Origin of the sequence: Halomonas sp. DP5N14-9, assembly GCF_019802175.1 — a bacterium.
GTDB classification, from domain to species: domain Bacteria; phylum Pseudomonadota; class Gammaproteobacteria; order Pseudomonadales; family Halomonadaceae; genus Halomonas; species Halomonas litopenaei.
Window position 1 is genome coordinate 1 of sequence record NZ_JAHVHR010000014.1, and the last position, 20,737, is coordinate 20,737.

Sequence of the window (20,737 nt, forward strand, 5' to 3'; positions counted from 1 at the left end):
GCCATGCTGACCCTGCCGATCTTCGTGCCGATCATCGTGCAGCTGGGCTACAGCCCGATCTGGTTCGGCATCCTGTTCGCGGTGAACATGCAGGTGTCCTTCCTGTCGCCGCCGTTCGGTCCCGCGGCCTTCTACCTGAAGGGCGTGGCGCCACCGGAGATCAGCCTCAAGGACATCTTCGTCTCGGTGCTGCCCTTTATCGCCCTGCAGCTATGCGTACTCGCGGCGCTGCTGGTGTGGCCCGAGATGGCCATGTGGCTAGTCAACTAGGTCTGAACCCTGACGGCGAAGGGCGGCAACAGCCGCCCTTCGCTTTATCATGGGGCTGAGTTTTCCTTCTTTTCGACTTCGAGGACTTTGCGATGAACGACGCTCAACGTCGCGTGCTGGACGCTGCCATGGCCGAGACGCCGCTGGTGGCGATCCTGCGTGGTATCACGCCGGACGAGATCGAGCCGGTCTGTCACGCCCTGGTCGAGGCCGGTTTCCGGCTGATCGAGATTCCGCTCAACTCGCCTGAGCCCTGGGTCAGCATCGAGCGCGCCGTGGCCTGTTGTCCCGACGACGTCTTGATCGGTGCCGGCACGGTGCTCGACGAAGACGATACCGCTCGGCTTGCCGAGCTCGGGGCGCCGTTGATGATCACCCCCAACACGGAGGCCGAGCTGGTGGCGCTGGGCGCCGAGCGTGGGCTTGCGCCGATGATCGGCTGCATGACCCCGACCGAAGCCTTGGCCGCGGCGCGGGCAGGGGCGACGGCACTCAAGCTGTTCCCGGCGGCACGCCTGGGTACCGGCTACTTCAAGGACATCAGTGCGATCCTGCCCAAGGGCCTGCCGGTGCTGGCGGTGGGCGGTATCGATCGCTCCAACATGGCCGAGTGGCATGCCGTCGGCATCGCCGGCTTCGGTTTCGGCAGCAACCTCTACAAGCCCGGACGCAGCGCCGTCGAGGTGGGGGAGATCGCACGCGAGCTGGTGGCCGAATGGCAGCGTCTGGCGGCTGACCAGGCAGGCCAGCAAGGGGGTGGCGCATGAGCCGGCGGCTGATCGCCATTGACTGGGGAACCAGCAACTTTCGGGCCTTTCTGGTGGACCGCGACAGCGGCGAGTGTCTCGATAGCGTGCGCTCGGATGCCGGGCTCAAGTCGTTGAGCACGGACGAATTCCCGCATTACTGCGAGGCCCAGGTCGGGGCCTGGCGAAAGGGCGGTGAAGTGCCGGTCTACCTGTCGGGCATGGTCGGCTCGGCGCGGGGCTGGAGCGAAGCACCGCAGCTCGAGGTGCCGCGTTCGGCCACCGACCTGGCCGACAATGTCGTAGCGGCGCCGGGGCTGGACAACGCCTGGATCGTGCCTGGCCTCAAGGTGGTGCGCGAGGATCACGTCGACGTGATGCGCGGCGAGGAGATCCAGGCCTTCGGTGCACTGGCGCTGCTGGGCTTGTCCGCCGGGGTCTGCTGTCTGCCGGGCACCCACAGCAAGTGGGCCCGTCTGGAAGGAGAGCGGCTGATCGACTTCTCCACGGTGATGACCGGCGAGCTCTATCATGCGGTGCGGTTTCATACCCTGCCGGGAGAGCCGGCCAGGGGCAGCGACGCCCACGACGCCGATGGCTTTGCCCAGGGGCTGGCGGCGGCGGACCATCCGGCGGGCTTGATGCACGCCCTGTTCGAAGGCCGAAGCCGCCACCTGTACGCAGGACTTGGCGCCCACCAGGTGGGCAGTTTTCTGTCCGGGGTGCTGATCGGTGCCGAGGTGCTGGCCCAGCGCGAGCATCTGCTGGACCACCAGGGCGCGGTGGTACTGGTCGGCTCGTCCAGTCTCAATCCGCTCTACCGCCAGGCGCTGGAGCGCCAGGGTATTCGCGTCGAGGAAGTCGACAGCGACAAGGCCACCCTGGCCGGGCTGGTTGCCTTGGCCGAGCGCCACCGCGCGGGCTGATTGTCTGGACCAGGTCACCTGGGCTGAATCACCCAGGCCTAGTCACCCCAGCCTAGTCACCCAAGCCTAGTCACCAAGGCCTGATCACCAGTGTCTTGATCATCGGCGTCATGTCATCAGCGATGACATCTGCACGCCAGCGGTGGGGAGTCGAGGCCGAAGCCTGAGGGGTGGCCCAAATGGGCCATCACAGGCATCAAGGACCGGCGACCGATGCAGTTTCGGGACGGTCCTTGATGTCCGCTGGTGCTTGATGCCTATCTAGACTGTTTTCAGGTGCCAGGCGATTACCAGGTACGGCGTGGCCATATCAAGGCGCGGCCGCCAGGATTCAGGACGGGCGGAACTCGCCACTGGCGGTGGAGGACAGACCGTCAAAGGCACCATGACCGACAAAGGTCATGTCGTTGAAATCCAGCACGTAGCGCAGCGCCAGCTGTTGCTCCTCGAGTCCGTAGACGAAGATCCGGTGCTCATCGACCGGGGTCGCCAGGTAGGCGGAGCTGATGTCCTGAGCTTTCTGGGACGGTGAATTGCCGCCCAGGCGATGACGCATGCGGGTGGCATTCTCGAAGACGACGCCCCAGGTGGTGCCGTCACAGTTGAATTCAAACGTCTTGCCTACCATTGGATCTGTCATGGGAGCCTCCTGTCTGCTGATATCGACGCGCTGGCCAACTGTACTGACTAATCAGTAACGTGCCGTCCGATAACGTGCTGACGAGTTACGTACTGACCAGCGACGCGCTGATGTCGACGTTCCGTTGTCGACGGCCGGTTGTTGCCGCGATTTGCCGGGATGCGGTCAACGCTGTTCGCCGTCGGTACTGGTGGTCGACCAGAGTTGCAACATGACGACTTGGTGACAATTCTACGGGCTTCATTGCTGCTGCATGGGCGAGAAACTTTGCCTTCGCGCTATCACCGATAAAAAAGCTGACAGCAGCCTGTCAGGAAAGGGCGATACCGAGGTCGGGTCGGGTCTCACTGCGACAGGTCGTTCAGCGCTGGCATGCGGGACTACCGGCGGCTCGCAAGCTGTGCCAGGAAGTCATCGATGATGGCATCGGGGGTCATCTGGATATCGCAACGGATGGCCTCGGCATCGCCTGGCATCTCCAGGGTGGCGAGCTGACTCCTGAGCATGTGCTCGCCGGCGAAGAAGTGCTGTCCACGGCTGTTCAGCCGCTCCAGCAGGACCTCGTGGCTGCCATGCAGATAAAGAATCTCCAGCGCGGGTGCTCCTTCACGCAGCAGGTCCCGGTACTGGCGCTTGAGCGCCGAGCAGCCGATGACAAGCGATTGCCCCTGCTGCTGATGCTCCCGGTAGAGCCCTGCCAGGGTGGCAAGCCAGCTCTGCCGATCCTCGTCGGTGAGCGGTTCTCCGCGGGACATCTTGGCGATGTTTTCGGGGCTGTGATGGTCATCACCGTCGATAAACAACGCGCCGGTTCGTTCGGCCAGCAGTTTGCCGATATACGATTTTCCCGAACCGGATACGCCCATGACGAGCAGGCAAGAAGGAGAGGAAAGGCCGCAGGATCGAGACGATGTTGTCATAGGTGGCGCCGAAAATTGTCTGCAAGATGGAAGCGTTATCCTAGCATTTTCACCTTGAGAATTCTCGACGCCTGGCGTCTCGATACCGTTGTCGATACCGGTGTCGAAAGCGCTACGCGAACCGGCGCTGTATCAGCGATAGCCGCTCATCAGTTCGCGAATCAGGGGGCTGTCGGCGTCACGCAGGGTCGGCAGTTCGAAGCGTGCCCTGGCGATGGCGGTACGTGACAGTTCGGCGCAGATCAGGGTCTCGCGATCCTCGGCCTCGGCCAGGCTCTCGCCGCGTGGCCCGAGGATGCGCGATCCGCCCCAGAAGTGGCTGTCGCCTTCGGGTCCATAGCGGTTGGCCATCAACACCGGCGTGCCATAGGTCATGGCGTAAAAGCGCACGTTGAGCGCCCAGTTTTCCTCGTTGGAAAAGTCCTCGGAGACGATGCCGGAGGCCGAATTGATCGGTGCACACAGTACCGTCGGCCGTGCCAGCAGGGCGGCATGCACCAGCGCCGGATTCCACAGGTCGGCGCAGATCATCGAGGTGGTGCTCCAGCCGGGGCGCACCGCCACCTCGGTCAGCCTGGCGCCATGGCTGAACCACTTGCCTTCCTCGAGTCCGCCGTAGGTGGGCAGGTTGAGCTTGCGATGCACCGCCGCGATGCGACCGTCCTGGAGGATCGCCAGGGCGTTGTAGATCTCGCCGGGGCTCGCTTCCTCGACGAAGCCGACGATGACCTGCATGCCGGCGGCCGCCTTGGCCAGCTGGATCAGCCGCGGGTCTTCCGATGGCATGGCCACCTCCAGCACCCGCGGGCCCAGGCCATAACCGGTCAATGAGAGCTCGGGAAAGACCAGCAATTCCACGCCACGACGGCGGGCGTCATGAATCACGTCGAGGTGATGGGCGAGATTGGCCTCGACGTCACCAAGGCGCGCGTTGATCTGGGCGCAGGCGACCTGTAGCTGGTCCTGATGCTGCTTGGCCTGATGCTGCATTGCTGGAATTCCTGAGGGTGGGGGCAGGGCGCCACAAGGTGCCGCAATTTGCCCGGCGGATCAACGTTCCTCACTGCTGTCGCTGTTGTCTCTGCTGCGCCCGGGCGTTGCGTCGCGGGGGGTACCGCTTTCCTGGCGCGGCTGCAGCTTGCGCTTGAGCATGCGAAAGCCGATCCAGTGGAAGACCACCAGCCCTACGAGGACCGCGGCGATAAGGAGATAGAAGCGAGTGTCCATAGAAAGGGCTCCGTTGCGGGCCCCGGATCGCCTGGGGCCGAAAAAATGCCTGACAGCAACATCTTCTATACGTCAAAAAGGCGGACGGCGAGACGACCTGGGTCAAGAGCCGACGAAAGCAGGCGCTTGTCACCCTTCTTAACCCTAGCCACCTCCCGTCATGTTCGACGCTCTGGGCTCACGCATTCAAGGTTGGCCCAGCAACCTCAGCAGATCGCCGATGGGGCGTGTTTCCAAGGTGCCGACGACCTCCTCGATCTCATAGGCGCGTGCGCCCAGCACCGGGCTTGCCAGGGCCTGAAACTTGGCCGCGATCTCGTCATCGCTCAGCGGATTGTGAGGGTTGCCGCGGGCTTCCATGGCAGGGCTTTGAATACGGCGACCATCGCGCAGGTGCAGCGTAGCGCTGGCCCAGCGCTCGGCCGGAAAGCGGGCGTTGCAGTCATCGCATTCGGTGATCGTCACCCGCCGTGACAGCGCCACGAGATCGTCGTCGCCGAGATCCCGGCTGATGGCGGCGACGTCGATGGTGCCTCGATCGAGGGCGCAGGCGACCGACCAGGGCAGGCTGTACTGGGCCTGTTCGGTCGTGGTCGGGGCGACGGTGTGCAGGCGCCTGGCCTCGTGGAAGGTGGTGATCTCGATGCGTTCGATATTGTCCACCTGGCGTTCGGCGGCGGGTATCGCGAGTACCGCCTCCACCGCCGGCTGGGCCCAGCGGCATACCGGATAGGCCTTGAAGTACTGTTGTGACAGGTAATCACGCCGTCCCAGATCACCCCATACCGCGGCTTGCTGCTCGTCGCACAGGGTCACCGCCGGGGCGCCGGTGAAGCCGCCCTCGGCCAGCAGCGTAGCCGCGACGCCGGCCTGGGCACCCCAGCCGGAGCCATCCTTGAGCATGGTGGGGTGATCGATGCAGCGCATCATCTGGCTGCGTGGACCATAGAATTCGGCGATGCCGAGGGCGTGTTCCAGCTGGGCCGGGTCGAGGCCCTTGAGGCGCGCGGTCACCGCTGCCACACCGAGGGCATTCCAGGCCCCCGAGGTGTGGTAGTCGGGGCTCGAGGCGTGCAGCGCGATGCCGGCCCGGGTGGCGATCTCGTAGCCCATCGCCAGCAGGCCGAGAAAATCCCTGCCGCTGACCTGCTCGATCTCGGGCAGCGCCAGCAGTCCCGGCAGGATGGCGACGCCGGCGTGGCCCTTGGTCAGCACCTGGCCGTCGTGGGCGTCGAGTGCATCGATCAGCCAGGCGCCGTGCAGGGCGACGCCGGTAGCCGACGCCGTTGACGACGCGAACAGCAAGGGGCGATCCCCCGCGTGCTGCACCCTGACGTAGCTCCGTGCGTGCTCGGCCAGGGCAGTGTCGGTGGCGCCGGCGGCGACGCCGATCAGGTCGATCAGGCAGCGCTTGGCGTGGTGGCACTGAGCGTCATCGAGGCGGTCGAGGGGAGACGTGAGGATCCAGTGGATGACGTCCCGGGAAGTGCTCATGGGGAGGTCCTTTGTCGAACAGGGGGAGCAGCAATGCAGGAGGGGGGGCGACCGGTCGCTGCTGCTGCAGGTTCCGCTCGCCGCACGCTGGCGAGCTAAGAAAAAGGCCCCCGAACGGGGGCCTTGAAGGGTCACAGCAGGTCGTTGTCCTCGAGGAAGGACTCGGCGACGTCCTCGATGGTCTCGCGCTCGACATCCACTCGGGCGTTGAGGCTCGCCATGGTGTCGTCATCGAGCAGCGCCGACAGCGCGTTCATCTGCTCTGCGAGCTCCGGGTTGGCGTCCAGGGTGTCCTGGCGGACCACCGGGGTCAGGGCGTAGGCCGGGAAGAAGCCCTGGTCGTCTTCGAGGATCTGGAAGTCGAAGGCGGGCACACGACCGTCGGTGGCAAACACCAGGCCGATATCGACCTGGCCGTCGCGCAGCGCCTGATAGACCAGGCCGGAGTCCATGCGCTTGACTGCGCCACGCTCGACGCGGAAGTCGTAGGCGCGCTGCAGCGGACGCCAGCCGTCTTCGCGGGCGTAGAACTCGGCGTTCATGGCAAAGGCAAGCTCTTCACCGTCATTCACCGCGGACGCCAGGTCGGACAGCGTACTGATGCCCGTTTCCTCCACGCTCTCGGCGCGCATGGCCAGGGCGTAGGTGTTGTTGGCGGCGGAAGGCTCGAGCCACACCAGGCCCTTCTCGCCGTCCAGTTCCTTGACGCGCTGGTAAGTCTCGTCGGCGGACAGCGATTCGGTGACGTCGTTGTAGTTGATCAGCGAGGTACCGGTGTACTCCCAGTAGAGGTCGATCTGGCCGTTTTCCTGTGCCTGGCGCAGCACCGCCGAGCCCATGCCGGCGCGGGTGTCGACGTCGTAGCCGAGGCCGTCCAGATACTGGGTGGTCATGCTGGCCAGCAGTTGCTGCTCGGTGAAGTTCTTGCCACCGATCACGATCTCGTCGGCACTGGCGGTCGACGTGGCGGTAGCCGTAGCGGTAAACAGGGCCAGGCCGGTCAGGGTGGTCATCAGGGTCTTCATGCGAATATCTCCTTGCAGGGTGTCGTTGTTGGAAAGCCCAGGTGTTCAGGCCCGCGCCGGATTGACGCCGCGCGGCACCACGATGAAGGCCACGCCGGCCACCAGGGCGTCCACCAGGATCGCCAGCAGGGCGGTGGGGATGGCCCCGGACAGCATCATGATCGGATCGTAGAGATCGATGCCGGTGAAGATCAGCTCACCCAGTCCGCCTGCGCCGATCAAAAAGGCCAGGGGCACCGTGCCGACGTTGATGGTCAGGGCGGTACGGATACCGGCGAAGATGACGTAGAGGGCATTGGGCAGTTCCACCTTGAGCAGGCGCTGGGTCGGTGACATGCCGATCCCGGCAGCGGCCTCCTTGAGCGCCGGCGAGACGCCCTTGAGTCCGGCGTAGGTGTTGCGCGCGATGGGCAGCAGGGTGGCCACGAACAGGCCAAACACCGCCGGCACGGTGCCGATGCCGAGAAAGCTCATGGACAGCGCCAGCACCGCCAGGGTGGGGATGGTGGTGCCGACGTTGAGCACCTGCATCATCGATTCCGCGGCCTTGGCCATGCTCGGGCGCGACAGCCACACCCCCAGCGGGATCGCGACCAGGATCGCCAGGCTGCCCGACAGCAAGGTCAGCCACAGGTGCTGGACCACCAGATACTGGACGTCGGGCAGGTACCACAGGAAGTCATCGATGGCGCCGCTGGCCTGGGCCCATACCCCGAGCAGGAAGATGGCAATCAGGGCAAGGACGAGTCCGGCGCTTTTCAGGCTTCGAATCAGCATCGGCTCACTCCTTGGGCTCGGCGGCCACGGCGGACGTCTCGCGCTGCTTGGTACGGAAGCGGGCGCCCAGGTGGTGGGTCATGGCGCGCTGGGTGATCTGCCCGCAGACGCGGCCCTCCTCGTCGACGCAGGGCAGCCAGGTGATGTCCTGGGCGAACATCAGCGAGGCCACCTTGCGCAGGTCGTCGTCGAGACTCACCGTGGCCGGCACGTTCTGGAAGTGGTCGCGGCAGTAGCCCTTGGTGGTGCGGGCCAGGGAGCGGCTGATCAGGCCCACCGGCTGGCGCTTGTCGTTGATCATCAGGATCGAATTCTGGTAGCCGAAGTCGTCGATGCGTGCGAGCGCCGTGGTCAGGGTGTCCTCCGGCTTGACGGTACCGATCTCATCGCTGACCACTTCGGCGACCTTGACCAGATTCAGCCGCTTGAGCGCGCGGTCCTCGCCCAGGAAGGACTCGACGAAGGCATTCTTAGGCGCCGCCAGCAGGTCGTCGGGGGACGAGTACTGCACCAGCTTGCCCTCGCGGAACACCGCGACCCGATCCCCCATCTTGATCGCCTCGTCGATATCGTGGCTGACGAACATGATGGTCTTCTTCAGGTCCTGCTGCATCTTCAGGAATTCATCCTGGATCACCGCCCGGTTGATCGGGTCGATGGCGCCGAAGGGCTCGTCCATCAGCATCACGGGGGGATCGGCGGCCAGTGCCCGGGCCACACCGATGCGCTGCTGTTGACCACCGGACAGCTCGGACGGATAGCGCTTGAGAAAGGCGTCGGGTTCCAGCGCGATCATGTGCATCAGCTCGCGGGCACGCTCCTTGTAGCGCGCCTTGTCCCAGCCCAGCAGCTTGGGCACCACCGCGATGTTCTCCTCGATGGTCATGTTGGGGAACAGGCCGATCTGCTGGATGACGTAGCCGATGTTGCGGCGCAGGTCCTGGGTGTCCATGCCGGTGGTGTCATCGCCATTGATGAACACCTTGCCGGAGGAGGGCTTCACGATCCGGTTGATCATCTTGAGAGTGGTGGTCTTGCCGCAGCCGGAGGGGCCGAGCAGGATGCAGATCTCGCCGCTGGGGACCTCCATGTTGATGTGGTCGGCGGCGACGACCGCGCCCTTGGGCGTATCGAAGACCTTGGTCAGGTTTTCCAGACGAATCATGAGCAAATCCTTGTATGCAAGTCGGCGTCGGCGAGCTCCGGGTCGTCGATGGGCGTCGACGGTGCCGCTGTCGAGGCGGCGGCTCACCTGTTGTCGTGTCGACGTTCCGGCTGCGCTCGGGCGGTGTGGCGTGCAGGACGCGAGCCGCCGTGGCGGCATTTCCCCGACGTTGCCGGAACACAAATGATCAGGCGGCGTTGGCGGCGCCTTCCATGCCCTTGGGCGTGAAGCGCTTCTGCACCGCGAGCAGGCCGTAGTCGACGATGATCGCCAGCAGGCTGACCGCCACCGCGCCGACGATCAGCTGGCGCGGGTCGGACTGGGAGATACCACGGCTGATAAAGGTGCCGAGACCGCCGGCGCCGATATAGGCGGCGATCGCCATGACACCGATATTGAGCACCACGGCGGTGCGCACCCCGGCCATGATCACTGGCACCGCCAGTGGGATCTCGACCATCCGCAGGCGCTGGCGGTGGCTCATGCCGATGCCACGGGCAGCCTCGCGCAGGGCCGGGTCGACGTTGTTGATGGCGGTGTAGGTGTTACGAATGATCGGTAATTGGGAGTACAGCAGCACCGCGATCACCGCCGGCAGGTAGCCGATGCCCTGACCGATCAGCGACAGCACCGGAATCATGATCCCGAACAGCGCGATGGAGGGCACGGTGACGATGATCGACGCGGCGTAGAGCACCGCCTGGGCGACGCGCTCGTTGCGGGTGATGGCGATGCCGATGGGCACCCCGGTGAGGGTGGCGATGCCGACGGCAACGCCCACCAGCGAGATGTGCTCGAGGGTCCGGGACAACAGCAGGTCGGCGTTGTCCAGGGCGTACTGAATCAGTTCCAAGGCAATAGCTCCTGTCGAGGCCTCGCGGCGGGGTGAGTCGGGCCTGTGAACGGCCCTGGGCCAGGACACACGTCATCGGCTCGGCCTGACAAGAGGCGAGGCGTTGCGTTCACTGGCCGTTGATACGGCACAAGCTTAGCAGAATGAAGTATCTATTTGGTTTGATCATGAATGACGATCTGCAATGACGGGAATTGATGGATCTGATGCTTGGGGGTGAGGCTGTCAACCCGGACGCATAGTTAAAGTAAATGAGAATGATTGGTTTTAATGTGTCTATCGGCGGCGATCGTGCCGAGAACGTGAGGACTATCGACGTGATAGATGTGTGCCGCTCTTCACATGGAGGTTATACAGGACTAAAATGGTCCCCAATCGAAGCAGGGGCTGAGCCCTGCACCGACGAGGGGAACTCCCCGAGGAGATGGGCATGCTGAAGCTTTCCCGGTTGACGGACTATGCGGCGGTGGTGATGGCACAGATCGCACGTCACCCCCAGCAGCCGCACGCCGCCGGAGAGCTCGCCGAAGCGGTGCAGTTGCCTCACCCCACGGTGAGCAAGACGCTGAAGATGCTGGTGCGCGCGGGACTGCTGGTGTCCCGGCGCGGCGCCCAGGGTGGCTACTACCTGGCGCGTCCTGCCTCGGAGATCACCGCCAGCGACATCATCGCGGCCATCGAAGGGCCGGTGGCGGTGACCGAATGCAGCCACGCCGATGGCGAATGCGACCTGGCCTCCACCTGCGGGGTGGCCGACAACTGGCAGCGAGTGTCGCTGGCGATCCGCGAACTGCTCGACAGCATTACCCTGGCGCACCTGGCCGACAGCGCGCCGCTGAAGCTGCCGATTCGCCTGCCGATCCAGAGCATCAGCCTGGCGGCGGAAGCCTGACCAGCGCCTCATCGACATCGACTTCATTACCCTGGGCGGGTAACGCCCGCCGACCGAACCGTCCGGGAGGGGACACATCATGGCAAGTCAGGAAATGGAACAGCTCGTCCGTCGCGAATATAAAGAAGGATTCGTGACCGACATCGAGAGCGACACGATCCCGCCGGGGCTGGATGAAGACACCATCGCCTTCATCTCCAAGAAGAAGGGTGAGCCGCAGTGGATGCTCGATTGGCGCCTGGACGCCTACCGTCAGTGGCTGAAGATGACTGCGCCGTCCTGGGCCCATCTGGACTATCCGCCCATCGACTACCAGGCGATCTCGTATTTCAGTGCGCCCAAGCGCGAGGAAGACAAGCCCCAGAGCCTCGACGAGGTGGACCCCAAGCTGCTCGAGACCTACGAGAAGCTGGGCATCCCGCTGCATGAGCGTGCGGCCCTGGCTGGCGTCGCCGTGGACGCGGTGTTCGACTCGGTGTCGGTGACCACCACCTTCAAGGACAAGCTGGCCGAGGCCGGCGTGATCTTCTGCTCCATCTCCGAGGCGATCCGCGACTATCCGGAGCTGGTCAAGCAGTACCTGGGTACCGTGGTGCCGACCAGCGACAACTACTTTGCCGCGCTCAACTCGGCGGTGTTCACCGACGGCTCGTTTGTGTTCGTGCCGGAAGGCGTGACCTGCCCGATGGAGCTGTCCACCTACTTCCGCATCAACGCCGCCAACACCGGCCAGTTCGAGCGCACCCTGATCGTGTGCGAGAAGAAGGCCCAGGTGTCCTACCTGGAAGGCTGCACCGCACCGATGCGCGACGAGAACCAGCTGCACGCCGCGGTGGTGGAACTGGTGGCGCTGGAAGACGCCAGCATCAAGTACTCCACGGTGCAGAACTGGTATCCGGGTGACGAGGACGGCAAGGGCGGCATCTACAACTTCGTCACCAAGCGTGGCGACTGCCGTGGCGACCGTTCCCACATCAGCTGGACCCAGGTCGAGACCGGCTCCGCCATCACCTGGAAGTACCCGTCCTGCATCCTGCGTGGCAAGGACTCCATCGGCGAGTTCTACTCGGTGGCGGTGACCAACGGTCGCCAGCAGGCCGATACCGGCACCAAGATGATCCACCTGGGCGAGGGCTCCAAGTCCACCATCGTCTCCAAGGGTATCTCTGCCGGGCGCTCCAACCAGTCCTATCGTGGTCTGGTCAAGGTCGGCCCGCGGGCCAAGGGCGCGCGCAACTTTACCCAGTGTGATTCGCTGCTGATCGGCGATACCTGCGGTGCCCACACCTTCCCGTACCAGGAGATCGGCAACTCGACGGCCACGGTGGAGCACGAGGCGACCACCTCCAAGATCGGCGAGGACCAGCTGTTCTACTGCCAGAGCCGCGGTATCTCCGAGGAAGACGCGGTCAACATGATCGTCAACGGCTTCTGCAAGGACGTCTTCCAGGAGCTGCCGATGGAGTTTGCGGTCGAGGCAGAGGCGCTGCTCAACGTGACGCTCGAAGGCGCGGTGGGCTGACCCCCGGCGCTATATACCACCCTTATTCGTTTTTCTCCCGCCGCCCGGCGCGGCGGGCATCGCAAAGGTGTCTACATGCTCGAAGTCAAGGATCTCCACGTCACCGTCGAGGGCTCTGAAATCCTCAAGGGTCTGACCCTGTCCATCCAGCCTGGTGAAGTGCACGCCATCATGGGTCCCAATGGCGCCGGCAAGTCGACCCTGTCCGCCGTCATCGCGGGCAAGGACGGCTACGAGGTGACCGCGGGCTCGATCACCTTCGAGGGCAAGGATGTCCTCGAGATGGAGATCGAAGAGCGCGCCCAGGCCGGTCTGCTGCTGGGCTTTCAGTACCCGGTGGAAATCCCGGGGGTCAAGAACATCTACCTGCTCAAGGCGGCGCTCAACGCCCAGCGCGAGGCGCGCGGCGAGGGCGAGATTCCGGCACCCGAGTTCATGAAGCTGATCAAGGAAAAGGTGTCCTTTATGAAGATGGACAACAGCTTCCTGCAGCGTGCCGTCAATGAAGGCTTCTCCGGCGGCGAGAAGAAGCGTAACGAGATCCTGCAGATGCTGGTGCTGCAGCCCAAGCTCGCGATGCTCGACGAGATCGACTCCGGCCTCGACATCGACGCCATGAAGGTGGTGGCCGATGGGGTCAACTCGCTGCGCAGCGAAGATCGCGGCATCCTGCTGGTGACTCACTACCAGCGCCTGCTCGACTACATCGTGCCCGACCACGTCCACGTGCTGGTGAACGGCCGGATCGTCAAGAGCGGCGGCGCCGAGCTTGCCCATGAACTCGAATCCCGTGGCTACGACTGGGTCGTAGAGGAGCCCGCTGCATGAGTGATGTGCAACGCTTTCTCGATCGTCTGAACGAGCGCAGCGAGGCGCGCCGCGGCGAACCCACCTGGATCGCCGCACGGCGCCAGGCCGGTGCGGCCCGCTTCGAGGCGATGGGCTTTCCCGATCGCCGCGTCGAAGAGTGGAAGTACACCGACGTGCGCGCCATCAGTCGCACCGACTTCCAGCTCACAGGCTCTGCCGAGTTTTCCCAGGCCAGCGCCGCTGCCCTGACGCTGCCGCTGGACGCCCACCGTCTGACCTTCGTCGACGGCGTCTTTTCCAGCGCCCTGTCGGACCTGTCCGAGCTGCCGGGTGGCGTGCAGGTGCAGCCGCTGTCCCAGGCCCTTGAAGAGAACCACGAGGCCGTCGGCGGCCCGCTGGGGCGCCTGACCGGGGTCGAATTCTCGGCCTTCTCGGCGCTCAACACCGCCTTCTTCGAGGAGGGCGCGCTGGTGCGCCTGGCGCCCGGCACCGTGGTCGACAAGCCCATCGTGCTGCAGTTCCTGTCCCGGGCCAACGAGGCGCCGGTGATGAGCCACCCGCGTATCCTGATCGAGGCGGGCGGGCGCAGCCAGGCCACCGTGATCGAACACCATGTGGGTGAAGAGGGCGCCGCCAACTTCACCAACCTGGTGGAAGAGGTGATGCTCGATCGTGGCGCCAACCTGACCCACTACAAGCTGGTGGAGTCGCCCGAGCAGGACCTGCACGTGGCCAGTATCCACGTGGAGCAGTGCCGCGACGCTCAGTTCACCTCCTTCAACATCACCCTCGGTGGTGGACTGGTGCGCAACGACCTGGTCAGCGACCTCAATGGCCAGGGCGCCGAGGTGACCTTCAATGGTCTGTTCTACGGCCAGAATCGCCAGCACGTGGACAACCACACCCTGGCCAACCACAACGCGCCCCACACCTTCTCCCACGAGAACTACAAGGGCATCCTCGATGACCGCGCCCACGGCGTGTTCAACGGCAAGGTGATCGTCAAGCGCGACAGCCAGAAGATCGAGGCCGACCAGAGCAACGCCAACCTGCTGCTCTCCGATCGTGCCCAGATCGACACCAAGCCCGAGCTCGAGATCTACGCCGACGACGTCAAGTGTTCCCACGGCGCCACCACCGGTCAGCTCGACGAGGAAGCGGTGTTTGCCCTGCGTACCCGCGGGCTGGACGAGGCCACCGCACGTGGACTGCTGACCCTGGCCTTCGCCGGTGAGGTGATGGATCAGGTGAATCTGGACGCGGTGTCCGAGCGGGTCGAGCTGACCGTGGCCGGCAAGCTGCCCGAGCGCTTCCACCTGGCCGGTCTGGTGGAAGCCGCCGTGGCCCTCAACGAGGACTGAGCATGACCCACTTCAGCGATCTGCTGCTCGATGTGGCGAGGGTGCGCAAGGACTTCCCGATCCTCGATCGGGAGGTCCACGGCAAGCCCCTGGTCTATCTGGACAACGCCGCCACCAGCCAGACGCCACGTCAGGTGATCGAGGTGTTCGATCACTACTACAGCCAGATGAATGCCAACATCCATCGTGGCCTTCACACCCTGGCCGACGAGGCCACGGCGGCCTTCGAGGGCACCCGGGAGACCGTGCGTGCCTTTGTGAACGCCGCGAGCACCCGCGAGATCGTGTTCACCCGTGGCACCACCGAGGCGATCAACCTGGTGGCCCAGAGCTGGGGGCGCGCCAACCTCGGTCCCGGTGACGAGGTGCTGATCTCCCAGCTCGAACATCACTCCAATATCGTGCCCTGGCAGCTGCTGGCGGCCGAGCGCGGCTTCACCATCAAGGTGATCCCGGTGGATGAGCGTGGCGCGCTGGATCAGGACGCCTACCGTGACCTGATCGGCGAGCGCACCCGGCTGGTGGCGGTCAATCACGTCTCCAACGCCCTCGGTACCATCAACCCGGTGGCCGAGATGGCCCGGGTCGCCCATCAGCACGATGCGCTGATTCTGGTGGATGGCGCCCAGGCGGCACCCCATGAGCCGATCGATGTTCAGGCCATCGGTGCCGACTTCTACGCATTTTCGGGGCACAAGGTCTATGGTCCCACCGGCGCCGGCGTGCTCTACGGCCGCGAGGCGCTGCTCGAGGCCATGCCGCCCTGGCAGGGTGGCGGCGAGATGATCGCCACGGTGTCCTTCGAGACGCCGACCACCTTTGCCGCCATTCCCCACAAGTTCGAGGCGGGCACGCCGGCCATCGCCGAAGTGATCGCCCTGGGCCGTGCCATCGAATGGGTCAATTCGATCGGCCTTGAGCACATCAGTGCCTGGGAGCATCGCCTGCTCGAGCACGCCACCGAAAGCGTGGCGGCGGTGGATGGCCTTCGCGTGCTGGGCACTGCGCCGGACAAGGCAGGCGTCTTGTCCTTTGTGGTCGACGGCGTGCATAGCCAGGATATCGGTCTGCTGATCGACCAGCTCGGCGTGGCGATTCGTACCGGCCACCACTGCGCCCAGCCGCTGCTGGCCCAGTTCGGCGTCGATGCCACCTGTCGCGCTTCCTTTGCGGCCTACAACACCCCGGAGGAAGTCGACGTGCTGGTCGAGAGCCTCCAGCGGGTGATCAGCATGCTGCGCTGAAGCAGCAGGGCGGCTCGGGGCGGCGCGTACCGCCTCGAGCCCTGGTTGGCAAGGGAGTCATTCGGCGTACCCGCCTAAGGAATTGCATGAGCGAACACGATCAGATTGCTCAACTGAGCAAGGGCCAGCAACTGCCGTTGCAGCGGGACGTGGAGGTCATCTCCATTCCCTTCGGCAAGACGGTGACACTTGACGAGGACAGCATCGTCTCGGTGATGCAGGCCAAGGGCAGCACCCTGAGTGTTGCCTACGAGGGACGTCTGTACCTGATCGAGGGATCCAACCTGGACGCGGTGGGCCTCGAGCCGATGCCACGCCCGACACTGGACCCCGAGGCCGACGATGCGGCGATCGAGGCGTTTGTCTGGGATCAGCTCAGGACTTGTTTCGATCCCGAGATCCCGGTCAATATCGTCGATCTGGGACTGGTATACGGTTGTCGTATCGAGCGCCTGATCAGTGGTGAGCGCATCGTCACCATTCGCATGACCCTGACAGCCCCCGGTTGTGGCATGGGCGATGTGATCGCGGCGGATGCGCGCAACAAGATTCTGGGAGCACCGCAGATTTCCAAGGTGCATACCGAGATCGTCTTCGATCCCCCCTGGAGTCGTGAGATGATGAGCGACGAGGCCAAGCTGGAACTTGGCATGTTCTGACCCGGCCCTCTCTGGCCCGCGCAGCGGGTCCTGACCTCCGCTGTCAATTGGAATCGTCATGCGCGAGCCGCTGTTCACGATGTTTCGTCGCCTGCTGCTGTGTCTCGGTAGCCTGGTCCTGTTGCTCGCCCTGGCCTTTGTCGCGGCCAACGCCTGGGTGGTGGCCACCACCCGCGATCGCATCGCTCCTCGCCTCGTCGAATGCCGCCCCCACCAGGTCGGCATCGTCTTCGGCACCTCCCACTGGACCCGCAGCGGTACCCGCAATCCCCACTTCGAAGGGCGCATGATCGCCGCCGCCCGGTTGATGAACGAAGGACGTCTGCGCCACCTGCTGGTGTCCGGTGACAATGCCACCCGCTACTACAACGAGCCGGTGACCATGTGGCGCGATCTCAAGGCGCGTGGCGTGCGCGAGGTCGACATGACGCTGGACTACGCCGGTTTCAGCACCTTCGATACCCTGGCCAGGGCCCGCGACGTGTTCGAGGTGGAGCGCGCGCTATTGATTACCCAGGACTGGCACCTGCCGCGGGCGCTGTTCATCGCTGATGCCCTGGGACTTGAGGTCGAGGGCTGCCCGGCGCCCGAGAGGGAGGGTTCTCGCTGGCTGATCCTGCGAGAGTGGGTGGCCCGGGTGGCGACCCTGGGCGATCTCTACCTGTGGCAACGAGAGCCGCGCTTTCTTGGCCCGCTGGAGCCTTTGAAGATCGCGGCGCCGGCAGCTCGCATCGAGGCTCGGAGTCTTCACGAGATCATCGATGAGGTGTTGACCAGAGGCGACGCCAGTGTGGCGCCATTGCTGCTGCGCACGCCCGACGCCGACAAGAACTGAGAGCAGCCCCTTTCCCCAGGCATCCGCTTCACCAATAAAAACGCCTTGCCGGCAGAGCCTGGCAAGGCGTTTTCGTGGATTGGCGTTGTGGTCGGCGGCGTCAGCGTTTGACGGTTCGACGGCCTGCGCCACGCTTCTGGGCGGTCGACTTCTGCAGGTCGTAGAGCTCGCGAATCAGCGCGCGGCAACCCTTCCATACCTCTTCGATCACCGGCTCGATGGGGCCCGGCAAGGGATGGGTAAACAGGGTGGAGAGGGACTGCATCAGCACCCGCTCCTGCTCGAGCAGCTCGTTGATCAACACCTGTGAGTCGTTGCCGACAAAGCTCTTGAGACGACTCCACAGCCACATGTAGTCGTCGCGTTCGACGTCGGCATCACGCGGCAGCAGGTCGAGGTGTTCGCGCGCCAGCTCCTGGAGCTCGCGCATGGTCTTCTGGCGCGTCTCGAAGTGGGGCTCCAGAGCGTCGCGCAGCGAGGGTCGCAGGCGCTCGAGATTGTCCTGGAAATAGTCGACGCTGTCGGCCAGGGCCTCCAGCAGGCTGTCCATCGCCACCTGGCGATTATCGAGAAACATGCGCGTCACCTCCTCCGGTGACGCAAATTGTGGGGCTCCAGCAGGAGTTTTGCCACCCCTAATGTGGCAAATATTTATGATTCTTGCGGTGGGGGGGGCGATCGCTTCGACCTTGGTCGAAAAGCGCTGACAAAGTTGGCCCGGTTGCGGCGAGATATCGTCGTAGGCGAAGGGCCGCCTCGCGCTTGTGAGCGGTAAGTGAGCGCCAATGACAAGACGGGCGACCGTGCTATCGGTCGCCCGTCGGCGTCATCCTTTACGGGGTGCTGTTATCTTCAGCCCTTGGGTTTGGCCGGCGTACGGGTCCGTGGACGCGCCGTTGCGCTCTTTTCCAGGTGTTCGATGACCAGGCCGGCGATGTCCTTGCCGGTGGCGCTCTCGATGCCCTGCAGGCCGGGCGAGGAGTTCACCTCCATCACCACGGGGCCATGGTTGGAGCGCAGCAGGTCGACACCGGCCACGCGCAGACCCATGGACTTGGCCGCGCGGATGGCGGTGGAGCGTTCTTCCGGGGTGATACGGATGACGCTGGCGCTGCCGCCGCGGTGCAGGTTGGAGCGGAACTCGCCTTCGGCCGCCTGGCGCTTCATCGCTGCCACCACCTTGTCGCCGATGACAAAGCAGCGGATGTCGGCGCCCTTGGCTTCCTTGATGTACTCCTGAACCATGATGTTGGCCTTCATGCCCATGAACGCCTGGATCACCGATTCCGCCGCCTGGTTGGTCTCGGCCAGCACCACGCCGATACCCTGGGTGCCTTCCAGCAGCTTGATCACCAGCGGGGCGCCCTTGACCATGGTGATCAGGTCCGGGATGTCATCGGGGGAGTGGGCGAAGCCGGTCACCGGCAGGCCGATGCCCTTGCGAGACAGCAGTTGCAGTGAGCGCAGCTTGTCGCGGGAGCGGGTGATGCCGACGCTGTCGTTGAGCACGGTGACGTTCATCATCTCGAACTGACGCAGCACGGCGCAGCCGTAGAAGGTGACCGAGGAGCCGATGCGCGGGATGACGGCGTCGAAGGGCTCGAGTTCCTCACCCTTGTAGTGAATCGACGGATGGTGAGAAGCGATGCTCATGTAGCAGCGCAGCGTATCGACCACCCGGGCCGTATGGCCGCGTTGTTCGGCGGCTTCCACCAGGCGACGAGTGGAGTAGAGATTGCGGTTGCGGGACAGCAGCGCGATATGCATGTGCGAGTCTCCAGGTCAGGGGCGGTGGATCCGTCAGGGTTCGCCGTGCAGAAAGGTAGCGCCGGGCGCCACCAGCAGGCGGCGCAGTGCGCGGCGACCGAGAAGCATGGGGTGGCGCATGTTGCGCCGGTCGGTCAGGGATAGCTCGACGGGAAATTCCAGATCCCCCATCTGCATCTGGGTGCGAATAAAGTAGCGCCACTCGGCCTGGCCGTTGGAGCTGGTGACCTTGCGCCGATCATGCAGGTGCATACGGTACTGGTGTGACGGACTGTCGGGGCCGCCGGCACGGGTGACGAAGCTGACCCACAGGATCTCGTCCTCCTCGAAGGACTCGATCTCCTCGGCGTGCAGCGCCGAGGTGCGAGCGCCGGTGTCCACCTTGGCACACAGATGCAGGTGCATCTGCGGCAGGATCACCATCTCGCGGCGACCGACGACGGCCTGAGCCTGAAAGGGCAGGTCCTTCATGTCTTCTCCTTGTCGCGGGATGCTGCTTGTTGTTCAGGCGACGTCCGTTGTCGAACTGTCAGTGGCAACGAACGTCACACGGGCAAGCGAATCAATGACCGCCTGTGCCCTTGACCGCCGCCAGTCGGCGAGCGGTGGCGGAGTCCTTCGGGGCCTGACGCAGCGTCATCAGTACCGGCAGACGCAGCCGGGGGATCTGCGCCAGGTCCCTCGCAACGGCCAGGAAGTCGGCCCCGTCGCATTCGGCGACCCGCTCCAGAAACAGCGGCAGGCGCTCGGCGTGCTCCAGGTGTTGCCAGCCCCGTGCGGCGATTGCCGCGAGGGTGTCCGGGCCGCAGGCATCGCTATCGGCCAGCAAGGCGTCGAACCAGTCTCCGGCCAGGCTGTCGGGCGCGTTGCCCACGGCGCGTACACAGGCGCAGAAGGTCTCGATGTCGCCCTGGCTGGCGGCCTGTTCGCCGCGCTGACGCAGCGCCTCTGCAAGCTCTGCTGATAGTGCTACATGTTCCAGACAGTAGCATAGCGATGTCAGCACTTCGCTGTGCAGCTGCGGGATAGCGGCCACCAGCGAGGCCTCAGTCTCGGGGGTGAGACGCGCCACATGGTCGGCCAGCCCCTGCAGGCCCAGCGCCTGCCAGTCGTGGCCACCCTGGCCCGACAGGAAGGCTTCGACCGGCTCAAGGTGCTCGCTGGCGGGACGCTCCAGATCGGCGCTGGCTCGGGCGTGCAGCATCGCCTGAAAGGTCAGGGAAGGGGTGAAGGCCAGCGGGTTGTCCTTCATCAGGTTGTCGATCTCGCCGCCGTCGGACTGCTCCAGCGCTTCTGCGCTGCGGCCCAGGGTGGACAGCAGGCGCTCGAGGAAGGCGTCCCGCTGGGCGGCATCCAGAAGGCCCTGTTCGTCCACCGGCAGCGCCAGGAACCAGATCAGCGGGTCGCTCATGTCACCCAGGCGAAACACCAGCGCCAGGCGGGCACGACCCTGCCAGGGTTCCGGCCAGGGGACCTGGCCGCTCTCGAAGTCTGCCAGGGTCTCGAGCGCGCAGGGGTGCACACGCCGTCCCATATGATAGAGACGCACCTCGGCACCGGTCAGGGTGAAAAAGTCGTGAAGACGATGGATCGCTTGCATGGCC

The 20,737-nt window shown here is 64.7% G+C and carries 23 protein-coding genes; 10 read left to right on the forward strand and 13 right to left on the reverse strand.

Going from position 1 to position 20,737, the window contains the following annotated elements; genetic code table 11:
- From KUW00_RS09640 to KUW00_RS09650, 3 genes are all read left to right on the forward strand, one after another.
- The coding region (locus KUW00_RS09640) for a TRAP transporter large permease subunit (RefSeq protein WP_222568930.1) at positions 1 to 270 on the forward strand (270 nt) is incomplete at its 5' end.
- 92 nt (positions 271 to 362) lie between these two features.
- Positions 363 to 1,037, forward strand: coding sequence for a 2-dehydro-3-deoxy-6-phosphogalactonate aldolase (locus KUW00_RS09645; protein WP_045995289.1), 675 nt, complete (start codon positions 363 to 365; stop codon positions 1,035 to 1,037).
- Positions 1,034 to 1,942 (forward strand): 2-dehydro-3-deoxygalactonokinase, encoded by a 909-nt coding sequence (locus tag KUW00_RS09650; RefSeq protein WP_045995290.1) that lies wholly within the window; start codon positions 1,034 to 1,036, stop codon positions 1,940 to 1,942. The genes KUW00_RS09645 and KUW00_RS09650 overlap by 4 nt, the downstream gene beginning before the upstream one ends.
- A 331-nt stretch (positions 1,943 to 2,273) precedes the next feature.
- Here the strand turns inward: KUW00_RS09650 and KUW00_RS09655 are convergent, their stop codons facing one another.
- The 9 genes from KUW00_RS09655 to KUW00_RS09695 all read right to left on the reverse strand — a co-directional run bounded on the left by KUW00_RS09655 (position 2,274) and on the right by KUW00_RS09695 (position 10,043).
- Positions 2,274 to 2,582 carry a hypothetical protein gene (locus tag KUW00_RS09655; RefSeq protein WP_045995291.1) on the reverse strand — a complete coding sequence of 103 codons (309 nt, stop codon included), beginning with the start codon at positions 2,580 to 2,582 and terminating at the stop codon, positions 2,274 to 2,276.
- 380 nt (positions 2,583 to 2,962) lie between these two features.
- Positions 2,963 to 3,502 (reverse strand): gluconokinase, encoded by a 540-nt coding sequence (locus KUW00_RS09660; RefSeq protein WP_222568931.1) that lies wholly within the window; start codon positions 3,500 to 3,502, stop codon positions 2,963 to 2,965.
- 132 nt (positions 3,503 to 3,634) lie between these two features.
- Positions 3,635 to 4,492 (reverse strand): nitrilase-related carbon-nitrogen hydrolase, encoded by an 858-nt coding sequence (locus tag KUW00_RS09665; protein ID WP_124803961.1) that lies wholly within the window; start codon positions 4,490 to 4,492, stop codon positions 3,635 to 3,637.
- Positions 4,493 to 4,552: 60 nt separating this feature from the next.
- A complete protein-coding gene (locus KUW00_RS09670) occupies positions 4,553 to 4,729 on the reverse strand; it encodes a hypothetical protein (RefSeq protein WP_222568932.1) in 177 nt (58 codons plus the stop codon).
- 186 nt (positions 4,730 to 4,915) lie between these two features.
- Complete coding sequence (locus KUW00_RS09675; protein WP_222568933.1) at positions 4,916 to 6,223, reverse strand: MmgE/PrpD family protein; 1,308 nt, start codon at positions 6,221 to 6,223, stop codon at positions 4,916 to 4,918.
- Positions 6,224 to 6,354: 131 nt separating this feature from the next.
- The gene (locus tag KUW00_RS09680) at positions 6,355 to 7,248 is read right to left on the reverse strand and encodes a glycine betaine ABC transporter substrate-binding protein (RefSeq protein WP_222568934.1); all 894 of its coding nucleotides are present in this window, start codon (positions 7,246 to 7,248) and stop codon (positions 6,355 to 6,357) included.
- A gap of 45 nt (positions 7,249 to 7,293) precedes the next feature.
- On the reverse strand, positions 7,294 to 8,025 hold the full coding sequence (locus tag KUW00_RS09685) for an ABC transporter permease (RefSeq protein ID WP_213229544.1): 732 nt from the start codon (positions 8,023 to 8,025) through the stop codon (positions 7,294 to 7,296).
- A 4-nt stretch (positions 8,026 to 8,029) separates the two neighbouring features.
- Complete coding sequence (locus KUW00_RS09690; protein ID WP_108133011.1) at positions 8,030 to 9,190, reverse strand: ABC transporter ATP-binding protein; 1,161 nt, start codon at positions 9,188 to 9,190, stop codon at positions 8,030 to 8,032.
- A 187-nt stretch (positions 9,191 to 9,377) separates the two neighbouring features.
- Complete coding sequence (locus tag KUW00_RS09695; protein ID WP_045995115.1) at positions 9,378 to 10,043, reverse strand: ABC transporter permease; 666 nt, start codon at positions 10,041 to 10,043, stop codon at positions 9,378 to 9,380.
- A 430-nt stretch (positions 10,044 to 10,473) separates the two neighbouring features.
- Between KUW00_RS09695 and KUW00_RS09700 the strand changes: the two genes are divergently transcribed.
- The 7 genes from KUW00_RS09700 to KUW00_RS09730 all read left to right on the forward strand — a co-directional run bounded on the left by KUW00_RS09700 (position 10,474) and on the right by KUW00_RS09730 (position 17,366).
- Entirely contained in the window at positions 10,474 to 10,935 is a 462-nt protein-coding gene (locus KUW00_RS09700) for an SUF system Fe-S cluster assembly regulator (RefSeq protein WP_045995116.1), read from the forward strand.
- A 79-nt stretch (positions 10,936 to 11,014) separates the two neighbouring features.
- Positions 11,015 to 12,457 (forward strand): Fe-S cluster assembly protein SufB, encoded by a 1,443-nt coding sequence (sufB, locus tag KUW00_RS09705; protein ID WP_108450186.1) that lies wholly within the window; start codon positions 11,015 to 11,017, stop codon positions 12,455 to 12,457.
- A gap of 75 nt (positions 12,458 to 12,532) precedes the next feature.
- A complete protein-coding gene (sufC, locus tag KUW00_RS09710; RefSeq protein ID WP_045995118.1) occupies positions 12,533 to 13,285 on the forward strand; it encodes a Fe-S cluster assembly ATPase SufC in 753 nt (250 codons plus the stop codon).
- The gene (sufD, locus tag KUW00_RS09715; protein WP_108133009.1) at positions 13,282 to 14,628 is read left to right on the forward strand and encodes a Fe-S cluster assembly protein SufD; all 1,347 of its coding nucleotides are present in this window, start codon (positions 13,282 to 13,284) and stop codon (positions 14,626 to 14,628) included. Before sufC ends, sufD begins: the two co-directional genes overlap by 4 nt.
- 2 nt (positions 14,629 to 14,630) lie before the next feature.
- Entirely contained in the window at positions 14,631 to 15,872 is a 1,242-nt protein-coding gene (locus KUW00_RS09720) for a cysteine desulfurase (RefSeq protein WP_108133008.1), read from the forward strand.
- Between the two features lie 86 nt (positions 15,873 to 15,958).
- Complete coding sequence (sufT, locus tag KUW00_RS09725; RefSeq protein ID WP_045995121.1) at positions 15,959 to 16,531, forward strand: putative Fe-S cluster assembly protein SufT; 573 nt, start codon at positions 15,959 to 15,961, stop codon at positions 16,529 to 16,531.
- Between the two features lie 58 nt (positions 16,532 to 16,589).
- A complete protein-coding gene (locus tag KUW00_RS09730; protein ID WP_071211162.1) occupies positions 16,590 to 17,366 on the forward strand; it encodes a vancomycin high temperature exclusion protein in 777 nt (258 codons plus the stop codon).
- Positions 17,367 to 17,466: 100 nt separating this feature from the next.
- On the opposite strand, the gene KUW00_RS09735 is transcribed toward KUW00_RS09730, so the two are convergent.
- The 4 genes from KUW00_RS09735 to KUW00_RS09750 all read right to left on the reverse strand — a co-directional run bounded on the left by KUW00_RS09735 (position 17,467) and on the right by KUW00_RS09750 (position 20,733).
- Entirely contained in the window at positions 17,467 to 17,943 is a 477-nt protein-coding gene (locus KUW00_RS09735; RefSeq protein WP_045995122.1) for a hypothetical protein, read from the reverse strand.
- A gap of 275 nt (positions 17,944 to 18,218) precedes the next feature.
- Positions 18,219 to 19,133: a 30S ribosomal protein S6--L-glutamate ligase gene (rimK, locus tag KUW00_RS09740; protein WP_045995123.1), complete on the reverse strand. Its 915-nt coding sequence runs from the start codon at positions 19,131 to 19,133 to the stop codon at positions 18,219 to 18,221.
- A gap of 33 nt (positions 19,134 to 19,166) precedes the next feature.
- Positions 19,167 to 19,604, reverse strand: a complete 438-nt coding sequence (locus KUW00_RS09745; protein WP_045995124.1) for an ATP-dependent zinc protease — start codon at positions 19,602 to 19,604, stop codon at positions 19,167 to 19,169.
- A gap of 91 nt (positions 19,605 to 19,695) precedes the next feature.
- Positions 19,696 to 20,733 (reverse strand): DUF3549 family protein, encoded by a 1,038-nt coding sequence (locus tag KUW00_RS09750; RefSeq protein WP_045995125.1) that lies wholly within the window; start codon positions 20,731 to 20,733, stop codon positions 19,696 to 19,698.
- Positions 20,734 to 20,737: the final 4 nt, after the last annotated feature.